General features: G+C 60.1%; 26 protein-coding genes. 15 read left to right on the forward strand and 11 right to left on the reverse strand.

Annotation, left to right across the window (positions count from 1 at the left end; translation table 11 throughout):
- Window positions 1-132: 132 nt before the first annotated feature.
- The 7 genes from ACN0YL_RS05585 (at window position 133) to ACN0YL_RS05615 (ending at window position 4798) form a co-directional block, all read left to right on the forward strand.
- On the forward strand, window positions 133-1017 hold the full coding sequence (locus tag ACN0YL_RS05585) for a DUF2231 domain-containing protein (protein ID WP_417490314.1): 885 nt from the start codon (window positions 133-135) through the stop codon (window positions 1015-1017).
- 2 nt (window positions 1018-1019) lie between these two features.
- Window positions 1020-1466, forward strand: a complete 447-nt coding sequence (locus tag ACN0YL_RS05590) for a nuclear transport factor 2 family protein (protein WP_417490315.1) — start codon at window positions 1020-1022, stop codon at window positions 1464-1466.
- A 15-nt stretch (window positions 1467-1481) separates the two neighbouring features.
- Window positions 1482-1802, forward strand: a complete 321-nt coding sequence (locus ACN0YL_RS05595) for a hypothetical protein (RefSeq protein ID WP_417490316.1) — start codon at window positions 1482-1484, stop codon at window positions 1800-1802.
- Complete coding sequence (locus tag ACN0YL_RS05600) at window positions 1802-2233, forward strand: periplasmic heavy metal sensor (RefSeq protein ID WP_417490317.1); 432 nt, start codon at window positions 1802-1804, stop codon at window positions 2231-2233. The genes ACN0YL_RS05595 and ACN0YL_RS05600 overlap by 1 nt, the downstream gene beginning before the upstream one ends.
- On the forward strand, window positions 2220-2792 hold the full coding sequence (locus tag ACN0YL_RS05605; RefSeq protein ID WP_417490318.1) for an RNA polymerase sigma factor: 573 nt from the start codon (window positions 2220-2222) through the stop codon (window positions 2790-2792). The genes ACN0YL_RS05600 and ACN0YL_RS05605 overlap by 14 nt, the downstream gene beginning before the upstream one ends.
- A 90-nt stretch (window positions 2793-2882) precedes the next feature.
- Window positions 2883-3278: a hypothetical protein gene (locus tag ACN0YL_RS05610; protein ID WP_417490319.1), complete on the forward strand. Its 396-nt coding sequence runs from the start codon at window positions 2883-2885 to the stop codon at window positions 3276-3278.
- 209 nt (window positions 3279-3487) lie between these two features.
- Window positions 3488-4798 (forward strand): APC family permease, encoded by a 1311-nt coding sequence (locus tag ACN0YL_RS05615; RefSeq protein ID WP_417490320.1) that lies wholly within the window; start codon window positions 3488-3490, stop codon window positions 4796-4798.
- A 54-nt stretch (window positions 4799-4852) separates the two neighbouring features.
- On the opposite strand, the gene ACN0YL_RS05620 is transcribed toward ACN0YL_RS05615, so the two are convergent.
- The 6 genes from ACN0YL_RS05620 to ACN0YL_RS05645 all read right to left on the reverse strand — a co-directional run bounded on the left by ACN0YL_RS05620 (window position 4853) and on the right by ACN0YL_RS05645 (window position 12292).
- Entirely contained in the window at window positions 4853-5122 is a 270-nt protein-coding gene (locus tag ACN0YL_RS05620; protein ID WP_417490321.1) for a DUF5676 family membrane protein, read from the reverse strand.
- Between the two features lie 803 nt (window positions 5123-5925).
- Entirely contained in the window at window positions 5926-6513 is a 588-nt protein-coding gene (locus ACN0YL_RS05625; RefSeq protein WP_417490322.1) for a hypothetical protein, read from the reverse strand.
- Window positions 6514-6694: 181 nt separating this feature from the next.
- Window positions 6695-8647, reverse strand: coding sequence for a hypothetical protein (locus ACN0YL_RS05630; RefSeq protein WP_417497317.1), 1953 nt, complete (start codon window positions 8645-8647; stop codon window positions 6695-6697).
- Complete coding sequence (locus ACN0YL_RS05635; RefSeq protein WP_417490324.1) at window positions 8644-9579, reverse strand: ATP-binding protein; 936 nt, start codon at window positions 9577-9579, stop codon at window positions 8644-8646. The genes ACN0YL_RS05630 and ACN0YL_RS05635 overlap by 4 nt, the downstream gene beginning before the upstream one ends.
- The gene (locus tag ACN0YL_RS05640; RefSeq protein WP_417490325.1) at window positions 9576-11501 is read right to left on the reverse strand and encodes a Mu transposase C-terminal domain-containing protein; all 1926 of its coding nucleotides are present in this window, start codon (window positions 11499-11501) and stop codon (window positions 9576-9578) included. Before ACN0YL_RS05640 ends, ACN0YL_RS05635 begins: the two co-directional genes overlap by 4 nt.
- Window positions 11498-12292, reverse strand: a complete 795-nt coding sequence (locus tag ACN0YL_RS05645; RefSeq protein ID WP_417497318.1) for a hypothetical protein — start codon at window positions 12290-12292, stop codon at window positions 11498-11500. The genes ACN0YL_RS05640 and ACN0YL_RS05645 overlap by 4 nt, the downstream gene beginning before the upstream one ends.
- 34 nt (window positions 12293-12326) lie before the next feature.
- On the opposite strand from ACN0YL_RS05645, the gene ACN0YL_RS05650 reads away from it, so the two are divergent.
- Entirely contained in the window at window positions 12327-12845 is a 519-nt protein-coding gene (locus tag ACN0YL_RS05650; protein ID WP_417490327.1) for a DUF6471 domain-containing protein, read from the forward strand.
- Between the two features lie 465 nt (window positions 12846-13310).
- Entirely contained in the window at window positions 13311-14345 is a 1035-nt protein-coding gene (rhuM, locus tag ACN0YL_RS05655) for a RhuM family protein (protein ID WP_417497319.1), read from the forward strand.
- A gap of 58 nt (window positions 14346-14403) precedes the next feature.
- On the opposite strand, the gene ACN0YL_RS05660 is transcribed toward rhuM, so the two are convergent.
- The gene (locus ACN0YL_RS05660) at window positions 14404-15234 is read right to left on the reverse strand and encodes a zinc-dependent peptidase (RefSeq protein ID WP_417497320.1); all 831 of its coding nucleotides are present in this window, start codon (window positions 15232-15234) and stop codon (window positions 14404-14406) included.
- A 93-nt stretch (window positions 15235-15327) separates the two neighbouring features.
- On the opposite strand from ACN0YL_RS05660, the gene ACN0YL_RS05665 reads away from it, so the two are divergent.
- From ACN0YL_RS05665 to ACN0YL_RS05675, 3 genes are all read left to right on the forward strand, one after another.
- Entirely contained in the window at window positions 15328-15903 is a 576-nt protein-coding gene (locus ACN0YL_RS05665) for a TetR/AcrR family transcriptional regulator (protein ID WP_417490330.1), read from the forward strand.
- A gap of 4 nt (window positions 15904-15907) precedes the next feature.
- Window positions 15908-16981 (forward strand): NAD-dependent epimerase/dehydratase family protein, encoded by a 1074-nt coding sequence (locus ACN0YL_RS05670; protein WP_417490331.1) that lies wholly within the window; start codon window positions 15908-15910, stop codon window positions 16979-16981.
- Between the two features lie 171 nt (window positions 16982-17152).
- The gene (locus ACN0YL_RS05675) at window positions 17153-18640 is read left to right on the forward strand and encodes an alanine/glycine:cation symporter family protein (protein ID WP_417497321.1); all 1488 of its coding nucleotides are present in this window, start codon (window positions 17153-17155) and stop codon (window positions 18638-18640) included.
- Between the two features lie 52 nt (window positions 18641-18692).
- Here the strand turns inward: ACN0YL_RS05675 and ACN0YL_RS05680 are convergent, their stop codons facing one another.
- On the reverse strand, window positions 18693-19016 hold the full coding sequence (locus tag ACN0YL_RS05680) for a VanZ family protein (protein WP_417490333.1): 324 nt from the start codon (window positions 19014-19016) through the stop codon (window positions 18693-18695).
- Between the two features lie 85 nt (window positions 19017-19101).
- Between ACN0YL_RS05680 and bioB the strand changes: the two genes are divergently transcribed.
- Entirely contained in the window at window positions 19102-20091 is a 990-nt protein-coding gene (bioB, locus tag ACN0YL_RS05685; protein ID WP_417497322.1) for a biotin synthase BioB, read from the forward strand.
- Here bioB and ACN0YL_RS05690 read toward each other — a convergent pair whose 3' ends face one another.
- Window positions 20092-20364, reverse strand: coding sequence for a histidine kinase (locus ACN0YL_RS05690; RefSeq protein WP_417467861.1), 273 nt, complete (start codon window positions 20362-20364; stop codon window positions 20092-20094). It lies immediately after the preceding gene.
- Window positions 20365-20460: 96 nt separating this feature from the next.
- Here ACN0YL_RS05690 and ACN0YL_RS05695 point away from each other — a divergent pair, with 96 nt between their 5' ends.
- Complete coding sequence (locus tag ACN0YL_RS05695; protein WP_417490334.1) at window positions 20461-20757, forward strand: 4a-hydroxytetrahydrobiopterin dehydratase; 297 nt, start codon at window positions 20461-20463, stop codon at window positions 20755-20757.
- 54 nt (window positions 20758-20811) lie between these two features.
- Here the strand turns inward: ACN0YL_RS05695 and ACN0YL_RS05700 are convergent, their stop codons facing one another.
- Window positions 20812-21288 carry a hypothetical protein gene (locus tag ACN0YL_RS05700; RefSeq protein ID WP_417490335.1) on the reverse strand — a complete coding sequence of 159 codons (477 nt, stop codon included), beginning with the start codon at window positions 21286-21288 and terminating at the stop codon, window positions 20812-20814.
- A 285-nt stretch (window positions 21289-21573) separates the two neighbouring features.
- On the opposite strand from ACN0YL_RS05700, the gene ACN0YL_RS05705 reads away from it, so the two are divergent.
- Window positions 21574-21993, forward strand: coding sequence for a hypothetical protein (locus tag ACN0YL_RS05705; protein ID WP_417467855.1), 420 nt, complete (start codon window positions 21574-21576; stop codon window positions 21991-21993).
- A 14-nt stretch (window positions 21994-22007) separates the two neighbouring features.
- Here the strand turns inward: ACN0YL_RS05705 and ACN0YL_RS05710 are convergent, their stop codons facing one another.
- Window positions 22008-23507 (reverse strand): vanadium-dependent haloperoxidase, encoded by a 1500-nt coding sequence (locus ACN0YL_RS05710; RefSeq protein ID WP_417490336.1) that lies wholly within the window; start codon window positions 23505-23507, stop codon window positions 22008-22010.
- Window positions 23508-23996: the final 489 nt, after the last annotated feature.

The following is a 23996-nucleotide window of genomic DNA, read 5'->3' on the forward strand; positions in this document are numbered from 1 at the left end:
ACCGGCCCAGGCTTCCAGCCGAGATTGGGTTGACCGCGGGTCGGGATTGTCATGCCGGCCCCGCTGCACCCGAATTGAGGGGCGTGGCAAAATGGCGCGTAATACCTCCGCGATTGTCCGGAGGAGTGGAGCATGATTGTGTTGCGTAGCCTGATGTTGGCCTTGGCTGCGGCCGGCTTGGCGCTGGCCTCGACTCAACCGGCATGGGCGCATCCGCCCGAGGAACACACAGACGCCGCGGTCGCCGTTGATCAGTCGGCCGCCGCCGCTCCGGTGGCCGCAACCGAAGAAATTCCTGCCGCGACCATGAATGCGTCGCTCCACGAGCAGGCTGCGCCTCATGACCACGGCGCAGCTTCCGCGCACCAGGACAGCAGCCCAGCCGCTGCCGCCGATCAAGATGAGCCTGTCATGCCGCGGAGCCATGATGATTCGGTCCCGCATGAACATGGTGCGGCGACGGAGGAAGGACATCACAACGAAGCCGCACCGAATGCGCATGGAGCCGAGGCGCCGGACGGCCATGGTGCAGAGGGCGGACATAGTCACTGGGGTGATAATGGTGCGAACACGCCTTTGGAAAAGGCCATAGAAGAGTTGGGCGTATATCATCCGCTTCTGGTACATTTTCCGATCGCATTGATCCTGGCCGCCGCTTTGGCTCAGGCGCTCAATCTGGCCGGTATGCGGATTTCCAATGCAGACACAGTCCGGTTTCTGGTCTGGGCAGGCGCGTTTGGTGGCCTGGCGGCGGGCCTGCTGGGCTGGGCACATGCCGGGCCGATGGCGAGCGGCGAGGCCGGTATCATGCTGGCGCATCGCTGGATCGGCTCATCCCTGACATTGGGACTGTTCGGCGTCGTAGCTGCAGTCGAATGGCATCGGAAGAGCTCGAGTAGCGGTTCCGCCCTCGTGTTGAATTTGAGCTTGTTTACGGCTGCCGCAGCGGTGGCAATCAACGGCTTTCTTGGCGGTTCGCTGGCGCATGGCGGCGTTACCCATTTGATGGAGATGTGATCATGAACACCTATAAAATGATGGCGGCCGGTGCGGTCGTCCTGTTCGGCGCAGACTTCGCTTCGGCTGATGAACCTGCGGATGTCAGCGCGGTGCTGGAGTCTTATTCGACCGCGCTGGCGGCCGAGGATGCCAGTGCTGCAGATCCCTGGGTCCTCGCCGACGGTGATGATTTCACGATATTTGAAGGGGCAGGAGAGGATATTGGCTGGTCAAATTATCGCGACCATCACCTGGCGCCGGAATTTGCCTCGGAGGATGTCAACTTTCAGGTTTACGACTGGTCAGGATATTCGGTTCGGGTTGATCACGACATGGCGGTCGCGACCTTCGATATCCGCATGGAATACTCGGTTCGCGGCGGAGACCGCACGCGCGACGGACACGGAACTGCGATACTGTCCCGGACCGCTGCCGGCTGGCGCATCCGGCATTTGCACACATCTTGAGGAGAGGGCGTATTCATGGACGATAACGAGCTTGACCGGCGCCTTCGGGAACTAAAAGGCCGGCCCACCTTGCCGCAACCGGACGTGTTCGAATCCAATGTCTGGCGCAAAATCCGGCAGAGTTCGAACTGGCCGGAGCGCATGATGGCCGGCTGGTGCAAACTGGCACCCGCCATCGCCTGGCGGGCAGCGCCGGCGGCTCTCGCTTTGGTGATCGGCGGCATTTCGGGGGCGGCGATGTCGACTCCGCAATCCCATGATGAGTTGGATGTGTTCCGCGCGAACTCATCCTATCTGCTTGCTTCGAAGATGGATTCTCAGGAGGCTCGGCACTGATGGTTCGCACCGGTCTTGTCGCAACGGCTTTGGGGTTGATTGGCGGGTTTCTCGGCGTTTGGCTTGGGCTCACTTTTCTTGGGGGCGGCGCTGCCGATGAGGCGAGTTTCCACAATCTCGTTCATGAAGACCTCGTCCTGTCGCAACAGCAAGAAGTGGCAATCGCCATGCTGGAGCGTGAGTTTTCGGTTCAACGTTCCAATGACGAGGCGCGGATGAGCAGTGCGCGCCAGGCTCTGGCCGTGGCGTTGCTGCGCGACCAAGCGCTCTCGGAAGACGTCACACGCGCTGCGGCGAATATTCATCGGGCGATGGGCGATTTGCAGCTTGAGACACTCAGCCACATCCTGGCCATGCGCGCCGAACTCGACCCGGACCAACGCGTCGAGTTCGACAGACATCTCGCGCGAGCGCTCGATGTCGAAAGCTGAGAGCGGCAATGGGCCTGCCGTGTCCGATGCCGATCTGGCGGACCGCGCCCGATCAGGTGACAATGCGGCCTTTGGCCAGTTGATCCGCCGGCATCAGGACGCAATTTTTCGCTTCCTTTCGCATCAAGTCAGCAACCGGGCAGATGCCTCTGATATCGCCCAAGAGACCTTCGTGGCGCTGTTCCGCTCGCTGGACCGGTATGATACCGGCCGCCCTTTTCTCGCCTGGGCCTTCGTCATTGCACGCAACAAGGCGCGCGATCACCATCGCCGCCGCACTGCCCTGCGCTGGGTGGGCGTTGATGATCAATATGACCGCATGGCCTCGCAGGCACCGGATCCGGAACGCGAAGTCGCGGACCGCGATGAGCTTTCACAGGTCGAGCGCCTGATCCGGGCCCTTCCCGAGGGGCTTCGAACGCCCTTGCTGCTCTCGGCCATGGAGGGCATGTCTCATGAGGAAATCGGCGCGGTGATGGATATGTCAGCGAAAGCCGTTGAGGTCCGGGTCTATCGCGCCCGCAAGTCTCTAAAAACGCAGCTCTCGCGTGAGGGCTGAGCCGGCCCGGACCGTAATCCTTGCATCGAATGCGCGGCCCCCGAAACGATCCCGACGGGGCAAGCCAAAACTGATCCAAGGAGAATAACCATGAAGTCACTCGTTATTACGTTGATCGCCTCAGCCAGTGTAAGTTTGGTGGGCGGTGCCGCCTGGGCTCAGGAGCATGACCACGGCGCGATGACCGAGGAAGGGGCCACCTCCATGCCGACCATGGAAGATTGTCGGTCGATGCATCACGAGATGATGGAACGCCATGCAGCCAATGACGCCGCGGCTGATGCGCCGGCCATGTCGGGCATGGAGGGTATGTCCGAGGCCATGCGCGAGCGCATGTCGCAATGCCATATCATGATGCAAGCGGCTCATGGCGAGGAGGGCGACACCATGCACCACGCTGGCGCCGGCGCGATGCGCCAGCACGAACCCGCCACCGACGCGGATGATGCCGGTCACCAGCATGGCGAAACCTCCCAACCGCACTAGCGGGACAGCCAAATGGGGGCATGGTGGCAATCGCCGCTGATCTTGATCCGGGTCGATAGACCGCAGGCCAGGGGCGCAGCGCCCTTTGCCGCCACACCCCCGGTTTCCAGCGCCGGGTTCCTGCATTGTCCGGCGTCCGGATCAGCCCGGCATTTGCCGCCGTCGCGCCGCCAGATGAAAAAGGCTCCGAAGTGTCCAGCCAATACAAAGTGAATAGCCTGACCCTGGCGGGTGCTGTCGCCATGGGTACTGGCGTCATGATCGGTGCGGGCATATTCGCGCTCACCGGTCAGGTCGCAGAGCTTTCCGGGCCGCTCTTCCCATTGGCCTTCCTGTTGGCCGCGGTGATCAGCGGGTTCAGCGCCTATACCTATATCAAGGTGTCCAACAAATATCCCTCGGCCGGAGGGATCGCCATGATCCTGCACAAGGCCTATGGGCCGGCAACGATCACCGGCGGCGCGGCCATGCTGATGGCCTTCTCGATGATCATCAATGAGAGCCTGGTGGCCCGGACCTTCGCCACCTACGTGCTGCGCCTGTTCGACGTGGGAAGAACCGAAGTGCTGATTCCGGTCCTGGCATTGGGCCTGATCGTCTTTGCTTTCCTGGTCAATATTGCCGGCAACCGGGTCATCGGAGGGCTCTCCAAGCTTGCGGCGATTGCCAAGATTGGCGGCATTCTCGTCTTCGCCGTACTCATCCTCTGGGCCGCTGGGTTCAGCTATCAACCCGCCACAGCTGCCATTGCCGCCCCGACCTCAGTCACCGGATTTCTCGCCGGCGTCGCCCTGGCCATCCTCGCCTTCAAGGGCTTCACAACCATCACCAATAGCGGCGGTGAGTTGAAAAACCCGAAGCGAAATGTCGGTTGGGCGATAATGATCTCCTTGGCGATCTGTGTTGTCGTCTACCTGCTGGTCGCTTTCGCCGTTGGATCAACACTATCGATCAACGAGATTGCCGCCGCACGTGATTACTCCCTGGCCGAAGCCGCCCGTCCGGCCTTCGGGGATGCCGGCGTCTGGTTTACCGTCGCCATTGCCATAATCGCGACAGCCTCCGGGGTGATTGCCAGTGTTTTCGCGGTCTCGCGCATGATTGCCATGTTGACCGAAATGAAGCTGATCCCGCACAGGCATTTCGGCATGCCGGGCAATATTCAGACCCATACGCTGGTTTATACCGTTGTCGCGGCGGGCGCGCTGGCGGCCTTCTTTGATCTGGGCCGCATCGCCTCGATGGGGGCGATTTTCTATCTGGTTATGGACGTGATCATCCACTGGGGTGTTCTGCGCCGCTTGCGCGAGGATGTGGGCGCGAATCCTGCCGTGCTGATCAGCGCCATTCTGTTTGATCTCGTCGCGTTGGGGGCCTTCCTGGCCATGAAGGCCATGAGCGATCCGGCGATTATCGCAATCTCCGCGGCCGGAATTCTCGGCATATTTGCATTCGAAAAATTCTACCTTGCTGGATGCCGGGAGCATGAAGAGCCCGGCGCGGCGGATCATCATGGCTGAATATGGCCCTTCTAATGGCCATCCGTGCAGTCATCGCGAGCCCGCCATTCTGTGTCAGCGATGAAACAGCCGGTAGAGCGGGACGAACAGGACCGCGGTGTACCAGCCGTAAAGAAACGAACCGATGGCGCCGAACAAGACGCCCTGCGGTGTCAGCCACTCGAAGCCGGGCAGTAGCGGCGCCCAGGCCTCGTGCATGTGAAATTGTCCCGGCGCGATCAGGCCGAAAATGATGCAGAGCAGGTAGGTGACCAGCAGAAAGCTGGACAGGGTCAGGCCAAGCGGCACAACGCGCGGACCTTGACGGGATGGCTGTTCACTCATAGCGTGGTCCTCTCGTGTGTTCACACGGGGACTACGCCCGGAAGGTGGGCTTTCCCTCATTTTCGCCAGGATCTGCCGTGGATTCAGTTGACACGCGGTCGCGAAACCAGCGCAGGCGCCAGTAAATCGGCGGGTTCCCGGCAAGGGGCAGACCTCACTGAACGAGAAACGTCGAAGTAATAGCGCCGGAGAGGCTCCGACTTTGTGCGACAGCTATTTGGTACCACCGGAGAAGCTTCTGAGGGATCTCGATGCCGCTATCGTGGTCACTGACCGATCCGACGGCCCCAACCCGGGTTGCCCCAACGGAAAATCCGGCTGAGTTTGACGGTCGAGGTCTTTGTGGGAGCCCCGAATGGTTGCTCCCACAAAGACCTGATGTGCCACTGCTACAACGACGAGCGATCCGGGCCGAATCTTTGACCCGTCAGGTTTGGCCCCCGCCCGCCCGGCGCTCTTAGCTAGCGGCTGGCCGCCGGCCCCCTACAGAGATCGGGTTATGGGGGAACAGACGAATATCAAGTACGCGGGGGCTTTCCTGTCCCGCCGATGACAGACGGCTGCGGCATCTTTGGTTGGTGTGTCGCGATAACGCCAGCGTCGGCACGATTGACCTGTCTGGCACGCGCCCCGCCCGCATCAAACGCGGAAAAGATTGGGGATGGCGCTGACTGGCGAAGCGCCGTCACATCCCACATAGCGCGTCAATTGAGCTTGAGGCTGGGCAAGTCCGAGTAGTTTCCGCTCAGTCTAACAAATAGCCTTACTGCCGCACTCAACTCGGTGAGGCGGCGCCCGTGTGGCTACGCGCTCACCAATTCGCGCCGATACTCTGAATGTTTGAGCTTCGTATTTGCCGAAGCCGGAACAGCCCACCCTTCCGGAAACAGCCAAGCTCCGGCGCTGTTGGCCAACATGACCAATGGTTCTGAGGACACAAGTTCACTGCGACCACCAACCGCGCCCGTGTAAACGGCCCGTACCGACACAATTTGCCGCCGATCGCTCGAAGCTTGCCAATACGCTGCAACGAACAGAACATCCATGTCGTCGCTGGATCTGACCAGATAGTACTGCGGGGTGCCCGTCGAAGTTACCACTTTGAATCGGTATCCCATCAGTGGGATCAGAGCCCTGTTTGCCTGCGGCCAATCTCGCATATTGTCAGGGTCTGCAATGCTCACCGGCTCAGCATTGTTCAGGATCGGAAGCATGCGTTTTTCCAAACGCCCGCCAATATTGACGATGGCGGGGAAGGCATCGCCAGCCGATATTGCCTTACCCATGCGCCAAGCCGGGTTTCCGCGAGTTTCGAGATCGAGTTGACCGCTCAAGCTCAATTGAGTCAGCATGACCTGTTCGTCACACATGACGTAGTGCGCAATCTCCATAAGAGACTCCTTGAAAGATTCGGATTTAGGGAAAAGGCGGCACCGCCGCGAATTTTCACCTTACCACAACCTGCCGCATTTGCAAGAAAACTCTGAAGGCCGACAGGCATGGAGCGCGCATGGTGTCCTTGGATTCGCTTGCCGAAACGAAACGCCGACCCAACGGTCTGATTGCTGAAGCCTAGATATGACTGAGCGCAGACCTAGAAGCTCTGGTGCTGTCACAATAATGCTGGACGCTCGGACGGCAGAAGAGGGTGAGGTAGGGCTTTTGACCGGCGATCGAAAGCTGGAGTTTTGGGAGCTTCTGCGCTTCGAACCTTCGGAACCAAGTCATTGGGGATTCACCCTCCCAGGACGCAACCGTTTCGCAGGATATCCAATTCTTTGCGAACTCCTCTAGGCTGGAAAATTGTATCTTTTCTTGTCGGGCCTTGATGGGTTCGAGAAACTCCATGCTGATGGCTGCCCTTATGGCATTGTCATTGGTGTTCAGGACGAGCCTGGCATCCGACTTGGTGGCTTCAATACAGCCCCAATCCGCATGACCTGTACCCGGCTGGCTCTTGATCCAGTTGGCGAAGACCTTCTTCGGCAATCCCAATCGTTCAAGCGGCGGAAGGCCGGGCGTTTCGGAGACCCTGTTGGGCTGCAGTTCTGCTCTAATAATCGCCTCGCAAAGCGCCACCCAGACTGCCGGTGAAACCACCCAAGCCATCAATGACTGAAGCGGTATATACTCGGCCTTGCGCCTCCCGTTCGTTCCCGTGAGTTGGGATCTTAGTAGCTCCAGTGATGAACTTTCGAGGACAGGCTTGTTCGACGTCAGAAGTGCAACATCCGAGCATTGGACATCCTCCAGAAGGCCAGCCCGGACCATGGCCGGAATGACAAACGACGGCACGCCCAGTGACTTTGCGGCACGCACGTAATCAACGGACTGTCGATAGCGGTAAACCACGGCTTCTAGTTTCGCTTCATCAAACAAGACGGCGCCGCCGCTGCTAATACTCTGCGCGTGAAAGCACCGGCCGGCAGGTACAAGGCGTTGCAGGGTTCGATTGTCGATCCGGTACTTTGACCTCGCGTCGCCCACCGAGATAAGGCCTGAACGGGCACTGTTGAGCGTTGCCGACCCGGTCACAGCATAGAATGCTGTTCCTGACCTCCTGATCGCTTTGGGGGCCGTAGCCTCTACGAGGCCCTTGATTCGGTCCTGTTTGCCGCCCTGCGTGAGGTAGGCCTCCATCGAAGCGATGCCCTCGCGATACCGCGGCGTTCCCACTGTCCGCTGAAAGGTTTCAAACAGTTCCACCAGAGATTCGTCCCAATTGGCTAGAGCGTGAAATCCGAATGCAATATGGCCTGCCGTCAGATTTCGATATTCGCGTCCGCCCTTGAATGGATCCTTGCGGCCAGCTTGAGCACGTTCAAGGCCACGCTTTGCGCCAGCAAATCCGAGCACCGCCATGAACACGTCGCCGGCATCCCAATCGTGAAACTCGCCAGGTAGCGTCAAACGCTTGGAGTTGCGCTTTGATACATCTGGATCGACCAAGCAGAAGGCGTTGTGGTAGTCAGATGCCAGACCCTCGGACAGCAACTCAGGCTGATTTACGCCTAGCGGTGCCCTGCACTCTTGATAGGCGCACTCGTCAAAGCTCGCCGCTTTGTTCCATGGCTGCTTCCTGCCACACTGCGGGCAATCATTGGTCAAGGATATTAGAGAATGCGGGCAATGAGACGCGACCTCCAACAGCCAGAATGACGGGGTGTGGGTGATAGGGATAGAGCTTGCAGGAAAGCGTCGATTCTGCACCCGCACGAGTTCCTTGGGAAGGAAGGTTCCGAACCAATGAACGAATCCCGGGCGCCCTGCATTACATGCATCCCGGACCCAGCGAAAATCCACTTCCTCCGGTGAGAGTCCGAGCGCGAATGCGACTTGGTCAAGTTGGGCTTTCGGAGAAAGTCCGCCTCCATCGAAGCCCAGCATGCCCCTCAGCGCGCCAACGTCTTGTACCTGGTTCAACATGCCGGCACGGAAGAGCAAGCTATTGAGGTCTTCGTCAGCAAACGGTGCCGGGTGACCGGGCAGTCGAACCTGATGATACGCTTCCTCGGACAAGCTCATTGGGTAAATCCTGAAGCGCTCAATTTGGAGAAGTGATTGATGCGTTGCTTCTCGCTCGTCAGAAGGATGCCATCACTTGCCGTCTCAAAATCAGAGATTCGCAGAACTGCACGTTCTGCAATTATCATCTGCCGGAACGCTTCACGTACCAGTCGGATTGCTTGGCCAACCACTCCGTCAGCAGCTTGAAAGAGGCATGACTTAAACTCAGCTTTCTGGAACTCGCGGACGTTCTCTGCGATCTGCAACCGCTCCAGCTCGTCAAAAAACTCAGTGAACATCTTTCCGAAGAGAGCGCGGTCTGCCGGGTTAGTGAGCTGGAGCGGTGCAAGCTCGACAAATGGCCTTGAGCGCAACATCAATTGTTCGTTTGTCTGGTAGGGGTTTTTCGCCGCCTCTCCGACACCTGCAAGCACCAAGGGACATGGCCCTTCAATCAGGAAAGTCTTGACCAATTCTCCTACCTGCACGGCTCTAACCGCGTCGCGTGCCCCGCGAATGTGATGGCACTCATCCAGAATCAAGAGAAGCGTGTCCAGGTTCTCCAGCAACGTGAATGCGCGTTGCTGATATCGGTACTCATTCCCGCTCAACTTATTGAAATTGTGAAACCCACGATTTGCAGCGGCGGTGAAGATGCATTCGATCATGGATTTTCGCGTGACATCAGCGGGCAGCGTCACGTGCAGAATAGGAACTTGGCCGGGAAGGGTGGACTCAAGTTTCTCCGTTGCTTTGACGATGCTTGTGGTCTTGCCAGACTGCGACGGGCCAACGATCAGGACACTCGAGTGATCTCCTGACCTGTCACGGCTTTCGGCGATCAATTCACCAAAAATACTCTCCACCTGTTGGGTGCGTGCGGTCGGCACAAAGACTTTGCTAATTTTTGCGTTCATATCAGCAATTTTTCGGTGGCTTGGTGTCATCATTTTTCCCTCCAATTTTTTGGATCAAATTCCTCAAAAGCTTGCGGATCCGGCTGTTCCCGCCCTACCGCTGCGGAGCTTCCGCCAGTCAAACTGGCCCTATTGTTTCTAAGCTTCGTCAGGCCGGTCTTTCGGTTTCGGCGACGGTTTTCCTGGGACATCTTTTCCGCGTCGTCGAACACCTCTCGTTTGGCGCGTGCCAAACTGACGCCGCTGAGAGCATCCATTTCGCGGTTAGACCGGACCTTGAGGATTTCCTGATGGACAGATCTGGGCAGACCTGATGCGTAGGCTTGCTCAGTGCATGGCAGCTTCACATAGGAATTTCTCTTCGCATTGAAGACGGCGACCGACCCCATGTCGTCTGGTGTGACCCGAACATCGACGAGCACACTGGTGGCCGCAGACGTCGAGGGGCCGGCCTCGGACAGGAGGTCTTCAAGAAGTCCCGACAAGGCCGGTCCATTATATTGGAGATGGTCAATCCGGATGCCCTGGCGACCAAGCTTGCGCTGTTCCAGGATGCCAAATGAACAGTCGATGTGATCAAAGTTCTCGGCTTGGGGTTGGGGGGAGTGCTCGACCAACGTTGCCCAAACCTCGTTTGGGCAACGGCCATCCAATGCCGCATGCTTGCGCCGATGGTACACTTTGGTGATGAAATCCGTAACAAGGCGTTCGAGTTGCCGCAGTGTGAAGATCGCGTCTTTTTCCGGATCAAAACGCCGTTTTCTCAATTCAACAGGGTTTGCAGGTATGCCCCCGTCAAGTTCGTGAATGAATTCGTTTAGCGTCCTAAAGAAGCGCTCGACGGCTCCCTTGTACTGCGGCGTGGCGACCGGTGCGAAGTGGATTTCGATCGCATGATTTTCACATGCGCCCTTGAAGGATGGGCCCACGCCCTCGATGCCATTGTCCATGAGCAGTTGCCGGGGGAGGCCGTGCATAGGCCAAGGATTGCCAGTGAGTGAGTGTCGGTCCAGCCAGTCTTGCTTGGGGCGAACCATCTGGCGCATTACGCCACGCAGCGTCTCAATGGAAGGCGCCCGAATGTTCAAGTTGAAAGATACAACGGACCTCGTCGCTACATCCAGCGCAACGCAAAGTGTCGGGCGGCCCCAAGTAAGTCCGGTTTCCTCGTCTTTGAGGTGGATATCGAGGCTCGTGTGGTCGATCTCGACGATTTCCATCGGCCTATCGGCTTTGAGACTCCCGCGTACCGGAACATATGGAGCCGCCTTTTGGGCTCCGAATTTTTGCTCCAAACTTTTTGCGTTCTTGCCGGCCCGAATTCGCCGAAGGATCGTCGATTGAGACGGACATTGAAGAGGCGCGCAGCCGTGGGGGGTGGACGCGACATTGTGGTTGTGAATCGCGACGCAGATTTCTTCTACAGTGCGCGTGGGTTTCCGACGCGGAGATTCGTAGTGTTCAGTCACAAAGCGATTGAGGTAAACCTCGACTTCGTCATGCAATCGAGGGCCGGTCGCTCCACGCACTTGATTGTCCCGCATGAACGCGATCTTTCGATCACCAGGCGTGCCGCGATGTTTCACCCAACGCCGTACTGAACCGGGCGAGGGAACCGCGTGGCCCGCCGGGCCCTTATCTCGGACGGATTCTATGAAGCGGCGCAGCTTTTTGTCGCTCAATGGAACTGGGCTCTCGTCAAACTCCCTGCAATAGAACTGCCGGGTGAGTTCGCGAATCCCCACCCAGCCGCCAATTGCTTCAGGGGGAAATGCTTGTTGTTCCGCTTGGAATGCGAGGTTGGTTGCCGCCGGCGCGAGGCAACAGGATGGGCTGGCCGTGGTTGTGGTTCCGGCGCCCCCTGTTGTGACGAAGGTCAAACTTGGCGCTTGAACACGAACCAGCTGGACATCGTCAAGCCTGATATCGCCGGTGATGCGGAGGCTTGCGTTCATGAGCGCCCTCCCTTTCCCAGCCAGACCAACGTATCTGGCCCAATGGGAGAGATCGGCCGTATCTTCAAGACGCGGCGAACGACGAGGGCTGCAACTATCGCCTTGGTCTGACTCGGCGATCCAAGCGCGGATTCAAGGGCTTTGAGCCGCAGGCATCGTCGAGGGGTGTCGAAACACGCCAAGACGCGTGTGATTTGGGATTCGCTGACTGGTGTGCAGCTATAGTACACAATTTCGCATACTGCGGCGTAGCGCGAGGAGCGTTTTAGCTCGCTTGCAAACTCGACGCGAAATTCCCATCCCAACGCCTCAAAGCCTTTGGCGGCTTGTCTCCATCGTTCAACATCAGCTTCTTCGACGTCATTTCGGGAGAACTTCACCTCAATGATACGAGTTGGACCGTCGCAGAACTCAATCCTGTCTGGTGTGTACCAATAGGTATGTCCCTTGGACCGCCAGCTGAGTTTAACTGGCTGCGTCGCCATGTTTATGACGTCATCCCGGAACTCCGCAAAGAGCAATCCGGTTCTTTCGGCGCCGGATTCATACTGCAGGTGACGTTTGGCTTTTTGGCTGAAGAACACACCAGTCGGGCGCTTCCGGCGCCCGGTCACAACACGCCGCATAGGGGAAAAGTCTGGTGTATGCTCGAGAAGCATAATGGGCTCACCGGCAACGAAGATCTCCTTTGAGCCAACCTTCCCCGCAGCCTTGGCGGCTGACGGCCCGCCTGGTGACGAGTGTTCTGTGGGCTCGCTTGCTCCGGTTGGTGTCGAATAATCCCTCTTCATTGCGCCCTCCATATTTGTCGGTTAATCATCGATAATGATGAATAAGGCACAAATTGCGAGGTGTCAACCCAAAATCATCAATTTTGACGCATTGTCATCTGCGGATGCATCAATTATGAAGTCATCTCAACGAATCTGGAGATTCAATTTGAATTACGAGGACGCAGCTCAGGCTTGGGTACGGGGCACCATTCGTTCAGAAATGGCACGCTTGGAGATTGGCTATGCGGATCTGGCCCGTCGACTTACGGATCTAGGGGTCGAGATATCTGAACGGGCTTTGAGCAATAAAATCGCGAGAGGAACTTTTAGTGCCTCGTTCTTCGCCTTGTGCTTGGAGGCTCTTGCGGTGAACTATCTAAAGGTAGACCTGCTTGAACGTTCGGTGGGTGCAGAAACCGCCGCCAAGATGAAACTCAAATTCGCCGGTGAGAGGGACCTTGAGGCACTTCGGCGGCCGATGCTCGAGGCGAGAGGGCACAATCCCGAAATGGACGACGTGCTGGAGAAAATTCGAGAAATCATTGCGGACGATCGAAAAAGTCGCAGATAATATGCCGTAAAGTGGTGGCGATGCATCTGGACCGACACTCTCCAATACGCATCCATCGGGGTGTCCTGGACAGAGGGCTGTGCGGCCCCATTCCTAAAGTATTGATCGGAGCCTCATGCCTAGACAGCGTGCAGGCGTGCGGCATGCAGCCTCTAACGCCATCGTCCGATAGTAGGCCGCAGCAGGCGAGGAAACCTCAAGTGGGTAGAGGCGGCTGAATCACACCCTGTGACCCAAATGAATCAAAAGCTCTGACGCTTCACACGAACACCGCACCCGACTCTTTGGAGTGTTCGGACTTCGTCCGGTGGGGCGCACCATTTTTCACATATTGCGCGAATTTCGTCCGGGTCAGTGGCGCTACAGCTGTGTGGGGTGAAGTCGGTCGATCAATTGAAAAATTGTCGGGACGTGCCGGCTATATGTTTCTATAATGTTCTGCGTCCAATCGATTCGAGACCGACAATGACTGATGATCAACTTGAGCCTGTTCACTTGGTTGAGGATGAGACGACTGGTGATCGATTTTTGGTCTACGGACAAGAAAATGGCCAACGATTAGATATCCGTTTTGTTGGAGACACCTTGTGGATGACGCAGGCCCAAATTGCGGACTTGTTTGGTCGGTCTCAGCCAATTATTTCCCGACATATCAAGAATATATTTGCTGAGGGTGAACTGAGCGAAGAGGGCAATATGCGAAAAACGCATATTGCTTCGGCGACCCGCCCAGTCACGATCTATAATTTGGACGTCATCATTTCCGTCGGCTACCGAGTCTCGTCGGCGCAGGCGACAGCGTTCAGGCGTTGGGCGACGGGGATATTGGTTCAGTTTGCCAAGAAGGGCTTCGTTGTAGACTCACCGCGTCTAAAAGATCCGGAGAATGTCGACCGAGTTGCGGAGCTTCGCGAAATTATTCGGGACATTCGCTCTGACGAAGCGAATGTTTATCGCGAGTTGAGAGCCATCTGCGCTTTGTGCCAAGACTACGATGGGACGCAAGAGGCAGCTCGAGAGTTCTATCAGCGGACACAAGCGAAGCTTGTTTACGCGGTAACCTCGCACACTCTATCTGAAATTATCGCGGAGCGTGCGAATCACAACGCTGAGAATATGGGGCTGCAAACATGGCCCAAGCAAAATATCCGGAAGCAAGATGTCTCCGTATCCAAAAATTATCTCGCTGAGGGTGAAGTCCGGGAGCTAAACCGGCTCACTACAATCCTACTCGACATTTTTGAGGATCAGCTCGATTTGGGTCGGCTCGTAGTGATGGCTGATGCGACAGCTTTGCTGGACCAGCAATTGCACCAGCTCGGCCGCGCTGTACTGAAAGCGGGTGGTAAAGTGAAATCCGCTGCAGCCAAGCGGCGGGCGGAAGAGCAATATTTGAGGTATGATCGCCGCCGTAAACTGGAGCGGCAGCAAGCGGCAGACGCCCAAATTGCCGCCCTCGCAAAGGAGGCAAAAGGCCTGCCAAGGTCCCCGCGAGGCTAGCACCAAGGGGGCTTCCAACCGGGTACGGACTGACCCTCGTAGACATTTCCACCCGGCTCTACTGGTCCAGCCACGAATCCCCTGCCCAGCTTGCGGGATCCAGCTCGAACAGGCTGGCCAGTTGCCGGTACACCTCGGCTTCCTCGCGTTGCAATTCAGCCGGCCGTTCGAAGAAGGTCTCGACTGCGACCGCGAAGAATTCCTGGGGTCCGGTCGCGCCATAGCCGTCAAGAACTGACGGCTGGCCGCTTTCGACCTTGCGGCGGAGGGCCTGGAAGGCGCCGACGAAGACGTGCTCCCATTTGGCGAAGCTTTGCCCCTTGTTCAGGACCGGAGCGCCATCCGTGTGGCCCGAGAGATCATCGAGCTGGTGGGCGAATTCGTGCAGGACGACGTTGTGACCATCGCTGTCGTCGAGCGCGCCTTGCCGCGCGTCAGCCCAGGACAGGATCACGGGGCCGCGGGCCCAGCTTTCGCCTGTGCGCACCGTCTCGCGCTCCGTCACGACATAGCCGTCATGCTCCGCCCGCCGCGACTTGAAGGCGGCCGGGTAGATCAGCACGGTGCGCAGATTGACGTACCAGCTCTGCGTATTGACGACGAGAAGGCAGGCCTGCGCCGCGATCGACAACCGCATCTCGTCGCTCACCTCGACACCATTGCAGCCGATAAATTCGATCTGGTGCAGAAACAGGGCGATCTTGCCTTCCAGCGTCTGCCGCAAGGGCTCCGGGAGCTTTCGCAGCAGTGGTACTGAGGACAGGACGATGGCGCGCTGATCGGGCGAAAGCTGCGAGGCGAGCAATTGCTTGCGCCGGCGCCGTTCCGACCAGTAGCGAACGGCCAGAAAACCAATACCGAGGAGAAGGAGGGTGAGCAGGGCGGCCATGGCGCCTTGCTACGCCGGATGGCGATGGCGGGAAAGCACCCTGCTCCGTCGGGCGGGATTGACTGATTAGTCAGTCACCTCTATACAGCCCGCATGACCGACAAGCGCACCCGATTGATCGAGACCGCGATCCGCCTGTTTCACGAGCGCGGATTCTGGGACACGCCGACGGCCCTGATCGCTCGCGAGGCCGGCGTCGCCAATGGCACATTGTTCAATTATTTCCCGTCCAAGGCGGCGCTGGTCGAGGCGGTCTATCTGAGCCTGAAACAGTCCTGGGCGACGCATCTGCAGGCCGCTGCGCCGTCCTCGGGCAGTGTGCATGACCGGCTGGCGGGCTATTGGACCGGCGCAATCGACTGGGCGCGGGCGCATCCCGATCATTATGCCCTGCTGGGGCAGTTGAAACTCTCTGACGAGGTCGGCGACGGCGCCCGCGCCCACGGCATCGACATGTTCGCCGCGACGCTGGAGCTGATCGGGGAAGCGATGGCGCAAGGCGTGATCCACCCGATCGAGCCCGAGCTGCTGAAGACGCTCGCCGAGGCCCAGATCTGCGCCGCGATCGAATTCCTCGGGAGCCACCCCGACGTCCCGGCTGCCGAAACCGCCCGCACATCATACGAGATTTTCTGGCGCGGCATTGCCGTCGCCCCGACAGGAGACTGAGTCCATGACACAGATCAATCCGCAGGCCCCGATCATGGTCACCGGCGCGACCGGCTATCTCGCCGGCGTCATCGTCAAACAATTGCTCGAGGCGGGCCATACGGTCCACGCCACCGTGCGCAATCCCGACAAGGTCGAGGGGCTGAAATACCTCAACGCCATCGCCGCCGGCACGCCGGGTCAGATCAAGTATTTCAAGGCCGATCTGATGGATGCGGCCTCGTTCGAGGCGCCGATGGCGGGCTGCGAGCTGGTGATCCACACCGCCTCGCCCTTCACCCTGAATGTCAAGGACCCGCAGACCGAACTGGTCGACCCGGCCGTCAATGGGGTGCGCAATGTGCTCAACGCCGCCAATGCGACCGAGACGGTGAAGCGCGTGGTGATGACGTCGAGCTGCGCCGCGATCTATGGCACCAATGCCGATATCGAGCACATGCCGAAGAAAATGCTCACTGAGGACGAGTGGAATACCAGTTCGAGCCTGACCAATGAGCCCTATGCCTATTCCAAGACCCTGGCCGAGCGCGGGGGCTGGAAGATCGCCGGCGAGCAGGATCGCTGGGACCTGATCGCGATCAATCCGTCCTTCATCCTCGGACCGGGTATCAATCCTGAGACGACCGGCGAGAGCTATGCGATCATGATGCAGTTCGGAACCGGCGCGATGGCCAATGGCGTGCCCGATTTCCGCATCGGCATGGTCGATGTGCGCGAAGTCGCGAGCGCCCATATCAAGGCCGGTTTCACGCCGGAAGCGAGCGGGCGCTATATCCTCTCGGCGCATGATTCCGGCTTTCCGGAGATGGCCGCAGCCCTGCGCGCGCATTATGGCGACCAGTTCAAGATCTCCGACAAGCAAATGCCGAAATTTGTCGTCTGGCTGCTCGGCCCCATCATCAATCCGGCCCTGACGCGCAAGCGGGTCAATGAAAGCGTCGGGATCGATTTTCACGCCGACAACTCCAAGAGCGTGCGTGAGCTCGGGATCGAATACCGGCCGATGGCGGACTCGGTGGTCGAGCTGTTCCAGCAATTGATCGATGCCGGCCGGCTGGTCCCGAAAAATCCGGGCTGAGCTATCCCCTGTCTCCCAATGCCCGGTCCGGACTGCCGCCTCCGTGCCAAGCGGGGACCGGACAGTGCGCCGGAATGATCCGTACAGGGCGCTCACGCCTGTCTCACAAAACCTGTTCCAATCCGACCCGCTCCTGCCTAAGGTGCGTACCAGCGCAAATCGGGGAAGATTATGCAAGATGTGACTGGGGCTGCTGACGCAGCGACGACTCTTGATGTCGTCACGGGGTATGTGGATTACGTGAACGGCATAGTGTGGGGGCTGCCCATGCTCTTGCTCTTGCTGGGTACCGGCATTTATCTGACCGTGGGCCTGGGCTTCATGCCCCTGCGCAAGATCGGTTTTGCCTTTGGCGAGCTGATGAAGGGCCGCAAGTCCGAGGGCGAAGGGGATGTCACCCCGTTTGCCGCCCTGATGACGGCGCTCTCCTCAACCATCGGGACCGGCAATATCGCCGGTGTCGCCGTCGCGATCGCGATCGGCGGACCGGGCGCGCTGTTCTGGATGTGGATGACGGCGCTGGTCGGCATGGCCACCAAATACTCCGAAGGCGTGCTGGCGGTGAAATTCCGCGAGGTGGACGCCGATGGCCGCCGCGTTGGCGGGCCGATGTATTATATCAAGAACGGCATGGGCAAGGGCTTCGTCTGGCTCGGTGGCCTGTTCGCCTTCTTCGGCGTGCTCGCCGGGCTGGGGACCGGCAACGCCATCCAGACTGTCGAGGTCGTCCGCACCATTGGCGATACCTATGGCGTCGAATACTGGATCACCGGCGCCGTGATCGCTTTCCTCGCCGGCCTCGTCATTCTCGGCGGCATCAAGCGCATCGCCAGCGTTGCCGAGAAGGTCGTGCCTGCCATGGCCCTGACCTATATCGCCATCGGCCTGGTCGTCGTGGCGCTGAACTATACCGGCATTCCGGACGCCTTCTATCGCATCTTCACCAATGCCTTCGGCTTTGGCGCGGCGGCCGGCGGCTTCTCGGGTGCCCTGATCATGCTGGCAATGCAACGCGGTGTCGCCCGCGGCATCTTCTCGAACGAGGCGGGGCAGGGTTCTGCGCCCATCGCCCACGCCGCAGCCCAGAATAATGACCCGGTCGACCAGGGCATTATCGCCATGCTCGGCACCTTCATCGACACCATCATGGTCTGCACCATCACCGGTCTGGCCATCCTGACCTCCGGTGTCATCCCGGCCGAATGCGATGCCGGCCTGTTTGCGCTCGGCGGCAGCTCGCCGGAGATTTGCGAGACCGGCGCCCGCATTACCAGTGATGCCTTCGCTTCGGCCCTGCCGGGCTTTGGCCAGCACTTCGTCGCGGCGGCGCTGGCGCTGTTCGCCTTCACCACCATTCTGGGCTGGTCCTATTATGGCGAGCGCTGTGCGGAATACCTGTTCGGCGAAAAGATCGTCCTGCCCTTCCGCTGGCTCTGGGTGGCGATGATCATGTTCGCGACCATGCTGCTTTATGCCGGCAGCAACATCACCGAGCTGATGAATACATTCTGGCTGACGACCGACACCCTGACCGGGTTGATGGCGGCACCGAACCTCATCGCGCTGCTGGTCCTGTCACCGCTGGTGTTCAAGATGACGAAGGAATACTTCGCCAAGCTTGAAGCGGCCAAGGCGGCTGACGCGACATCGGCTGAGTAAGCGTAAAACCAGGACTGTGAGGAGGCCCCGCTGCGGCGGGGCCTTTTTCATGTCAGCGCGGCGCGTGCCGGCCCAGCAGATGGGCGAAGATCAATCCGGCACTGATCCCGATCGCATCGGCGACCACATCGGCCGCTGACGCGTAGCGCCCCACACTCGTCATGGCCTGGGCAAATTCGATTCCGATGCCATAGGCGAGCATCAGCACGGCGATGGTCCATGCGCGCCGCGGCCAGCCCATGCGTGCCAGCGCGGTCAGCACGAAAAAGGCAAGGATGTGCTCGATCTTGTCGGGGCCGAAAATTTCCGGCGGTGAGGGCAGGCCCGGTTGCAGTGCCAGATCGGTCACCAGCAGCAATGTGGTCACAAACAGCACACGGCCGCCCCAGCGCAGTCCCGCATCTGGACGCGAGCCTCCACTGTTTCTAGGGTCGCCGGAATTGTTTCGGGACCGATGATCCATGACCGCTTTACTCAATGATATCGACCGCCTCTTGCAAGCCCGCTCCGACTGGACGCGCGCGGAAGCTGCGGAAATCTACCGCGCTCCGTTCAACGACCTGGTGTTTGCAGCCCAGTCTGTGCACAGACGGTGCCACCAGCCCAATCAGGTCCAGACCAGCCAGCTTTTGTCGATCAAGACCGGCGGCTGTGCCGAGGATTGCGGCTATTGCAGCCAGTCGGCGCACTTTGACACCGGCCTGTCGGCCTCGAAACTGATGCCACTCGACGAGGTGCTGGTCGCTGCCGAGCGCGCCAGGGCCGGCGGCGCGACGCGCTTCTGCATGGGGGCCGCCTGGCGCTCGCTGAAGCCGCGCGACGAGGAGAAGGTCTGCGCCATGATTTCCGGCGTCAAGGCGCTGGGGATGGAGACCTGTGTCACACTCGGCATGCTCGATGACGGTCAGGCCGAGAAGCTGCGCGATGCCGGCCTGGACTATTACAATCACAATCTCGATACCGCGCCGGAGGATTATGGCCGTGTGATCTCGACGCGGACCTATCAGGACCGGCTCGACACGCTGGCCCAGGTGCGCGGTGCGGGGATCCATGTCTGCACCGGCGGCATTGTCGGCATGGGCGAGAGCGAGGATGCGCGCATCGGGCTTCTGACCGAGCTGGCGATCATGTCGCCGCAGCCGGAAAGCGTGCCGATCAATCATCTTGTCGCCGTGCCGGGCACGCCGCTGGGCGACAGCAAACCGCTCGACGGTATCGATTTCGTGCGCACGATCGCGACGGCGCGGATCCTGATGCCGCAATCCTTCGTGCGCCTGTCGGCGGGTCGCGAGGAGATGAGCCGTGAACTGCATGCACTCTGCTTCCTGGCCGGTGCCAATTCGATCTTTGTCGGCGAGGAATTGCTGACGACGCCCAATCCCGAGACGCATGATGACATGGCGATGTTCGAGGCGCTGGGCCTGCAGGCGATGAGCCTGCCGGCGGAATAGTCAGCTTTCGCCGATGCGCGGCGGGCCGCCCTTGCCCGTTTGCGATGGCCCGAAGGCACGGTCGAGCAGGGCGGTGGAGTCCATCGCCAGTTCGATCGCATCGGACACGTGCTGCAGGATCGCCATGTTATTGGCCATCACTTCCAGGGCTTCCGGCCGCAAATCGCCGGAAATCTTGGTGCAGCGCGTGAGGATGTCGGCGCGCAACTCGATCAATATGTCTTCGAGCTTGCGTCCGCCCGGATTTTCCTCGGATACCAAAAAATGGGTCATGCCCTTGCTCCCTGAGCCGGTTTCACCGGTAATATGGCGGCAAGAGAGTTAAATTTCGCCTCATGGGCGATTTCGCGGCAAAAACGGAGCCAGCCAATGACATCACAGACCCCGGCAGTGAAACTGGGTGCGGACGCCGCAGTGGCGCAGCTCGAGGGCTGGTCGGCTGTCGCCGGCAAGGATGCGATCCACAAGAGCTACAGCTTTGCCGACTTCAACGAGGCCTGGGGCTTCATGGCCCGGGCTGCGATCAAGGCGGAGGTGATGAATCACCATCCCGAATGGTTCAATGTCTGGAACCGGGTCGATGTGACGCTGACGACGCATGATGCCGACGGCGTCACCGCGCTGGACGTGACCCTGGCGCGCTTCATGGATTCCATCGCCGGCTAGGATGCGATCAGGCGCAATTGCGCCGGCGCAGCGGTGCTACCGCGAGCGAACGGATCAGCCGGCGTTGATGATCACCATGCCGATCAGTACGCGGGCACCCTCGGTGCCCAGCGTCATGTCGGTGGCGTCCTGGAGCAATTGCGCAATCCGGTCGGCATCGGGAACGGTGCCATAGCGATAATTGACGCCGGTATAGATGCTCAGGGCCGTGACATAGGCATTGCGCAGACGGGGCATGATCTGTTCGACCCGCCGGCGCAACCGGGCGTCCTGGATCTCGAGACCGGCTTCGATCTGCAGATTGCCGCGGGCGCGGTGATCGGCCTGTACCGTTGCCATCAGTGGCGGCAGCGGCAGATAGGTGTCCGCGGAGGTGACGCTGCGATGCCGGCTGTCTTCCGCCGGCGCCGCGCCACTACCGCCACCACCACCACTCATCGCCAGTGCCGGCGCAGCCAGTGATACGGACAGGCAAGCCGCAACAGTCAGGGCTCGCAGGATGGGGGTCGGATTTCGGGTCGATGTGCTCATCCCGCTACTCTACCGCACGGCTGGTAAAAGAAGCGTTCCGTGGCACGGAGCCAGTGGGCGGGACGGCAGATGCAGAGTCCAGCAGGCCGGAATCCTTGATTATTCCGACCGCCCCGTGACCGCGATCATGGGCGGGCGACAATCTTTTATGCTGTTGTGAATGTCCGGCGCGCCGCCCGGCCCGGCGCGGGCATGGCGCGGATCCGGGAGGGCCGGCACTGCTTTCCGGACCGAAGATTTCGTGAACCGCTGCTCGCCGGGCATGCTGGATGGAGTGCACGACCGATGAAGCGCATCCTGCTCGTTGAAGATCACGATTCCGACGTGGCCCAGATCAAGTCGGCTTTCGAGCGCTTCTCGCTCGACGTCCAGCTCGAGCATGTCAGGACGACGGAACTCGCCTGGGGGCTGATGCAGTGCTGGGTCGATGCGCCCGGCGCCCGCAGGCCTGCTTGCCTGCTTCTGGGGCAGCTGCCCGGACCGCGCGATGGTCTCTGGCTGCTGCAGCGGATGCAGGATGACCGGCGCTTCCGCCGCTTGCCGGTGATCGCCGTGTCCCGTGACGCCGCCATGTCGGATCGCGCCCGGGTTTTCCCGAACGTGGTCGGTGCCCTGGAACGTCCTGTGGATGACCTCGCCTGGCGCCGCGTCATCAGTGCTGTCGCCCGTATCAGCCAGGCTCTGCCCGATCTGGCGGGCGCCTGAGAGCCGGCCCTGCCTCAGCCCTGCGGCGCCGGAAGGGCCCCGCTCACCCTGGCTGTTCCGTTGAAAAAGGATTCCAGCACCGGCCAGTCGTGGGAGGAGACGTGACGGCCCATGATGAGGCCTTCCAGATTATCGGCCTGGATATGATAGCCGCCATACAGGCGCGAGATGCCCGCCTGCTCCGCCGTATAGGTGAAGGTCGGGAAATCAAGCGTGACCGGCGTGGTGCTGTGACCGGGTTCGGTCAGGGATCCGGCCTCAAGCCTGACCTGGTGTCCGAAATGATCGCTGCCGGTAAATCGCCGCAGCGTATCGGCCGAGGCTGCGCTGACCGTTGAGTGCCCCGATGGATAGCCGGCGAAGGGCGGGGTCGGGAAGACGGCGGGCGAATAGGGCATCCAGCGGCTGGCCTCCAGCGGCACCGTGCCCTCGCCCGGCCCGCCCCAGGCCTCGATCACCTCATCGCCGAAATAATGCCGGATCAGGGTCCATGGGCGCGAGGTATCGTAATAGATCTTCGACTCCCACGAGGCGATGAAGGCATCCATCGCGACATTGGCGACCGCGAAATACATCTTCACATCGGTATCGAGATCATTGTGATCGCGGCAGGAGACGACCTGCGACAGGTTGAGCCAGTGTCCGGCCTGGCCGGTCGAGGCCGGACCGTCGCGCATGAATTCAACCAGGGCTTTCTGGTCCGGGGTCAGCTCCGCATTCATTTCGGCGACCTGTTCGGTCTCCGCCATCAGCTGTTCGGAGGCGACGACCGGGGGTGGCGGCGCGCGGAACTGGTCGGGCGAATCCAGGCCGAAGGTGGCAACCCGGTACCAGTGCGGCGTCAACCAGGTCTGCACCGCGACGCCGCCATGGCCATCACTGGCCGGGATCGGCTGCCAGCGGTCCGGATCGATCACCTCATACGGGCCATTGACGGGCCGGTACATGATGTATTGCGAATAGGGCTCGCCATCGGAGCCGGGTTCGTCACCGAGCTGATTGGCGCCGTCATGATGCCGATATTCCAGCACTGCTGCCGCTGCGAGATTGCCGATCCCGACCGGGCTGGCCGGGTCGAGACTGTTATCCGCCGGATCGAGGCCGGCCGCGACAAAGGCGCCGGTGATGTAGTCCGCCTCGGTGGGGAACTGGTCCAGCATGGTGCGGTAGGCGGCATAGGCGATCGCGATCTGCTTGTTGGCCTCGGTGCGCTCGGCCTCGGGCCGGCGCAGATTGCCGCCATAGCGCGTGCCGACGGCGATGTCGTCATAGGCCGCCCAGGCGTCGTAAACCGCGGTTTCGACGATGGCGAGCTGGCGCGAAATGATGGTCGGCCGGGCGCCGAAGCGTGGCACTTCATGCGCCGTGGCGTTCAGCGCGATATCGAGCCAGTGATAGGCCGCGCTCGGCCGCCAGTCATCACCGGCCACGACCGGACATTCATGCTCCGCCGCTGCCAGGGCTGCCGACGCCGTCATGATCGCGAGCAGACTCGCAGACACCAGATATTTCATTGCAATCTCCCCCGAAATCAGGCGGCAGGTTAGGCCCTGCCCTGACCGGCTTCAACCCGGCTCGCCCGCAAATCCTGCCAGAACCGGAGTGGCAGACTGTCGCGGATATTGGAGGGCACGCGAAGCGCAAGGGCGCATACGGAGAGTGGGTGTCCGCCTTCGCCTCCGGCTATGGCGGGACATCCTTCGCTCGAATTGAGCATTGGGCTTGCCCGGCCGTAGCTCGCGCAGCGAGCGCCAAATGATGTTGAGCCAGGGATGACCGGGGGTGTCCGCCTTCGCCTTCGGCTATGGCGCGACATCCTTCGCTCGAATTAAGCGTTGGTCCTGCCCGGCCGAAGCCCGCGCAGCGAGCGCCAAATGATGTTGAGGCTGGACTGACCGGGGTGTCCGCCTTCGCCTCCGGCTATGGCGGGACATCCTTCGCTCGAATTGAGCGTTGGGCCTGCCCGGCCGTAGCTCGCGCAGCGAGCGAAGGATGGTGGAGCC

This window comes from Maricaulis sp. (genome assembly GCF_048269565.1).
Taxonomy (GTDB): Bacteria; Pseudomonadota; Alphaproteobacteria; order Caulobacterales; family Maricaulaceae; genus Maricaulis.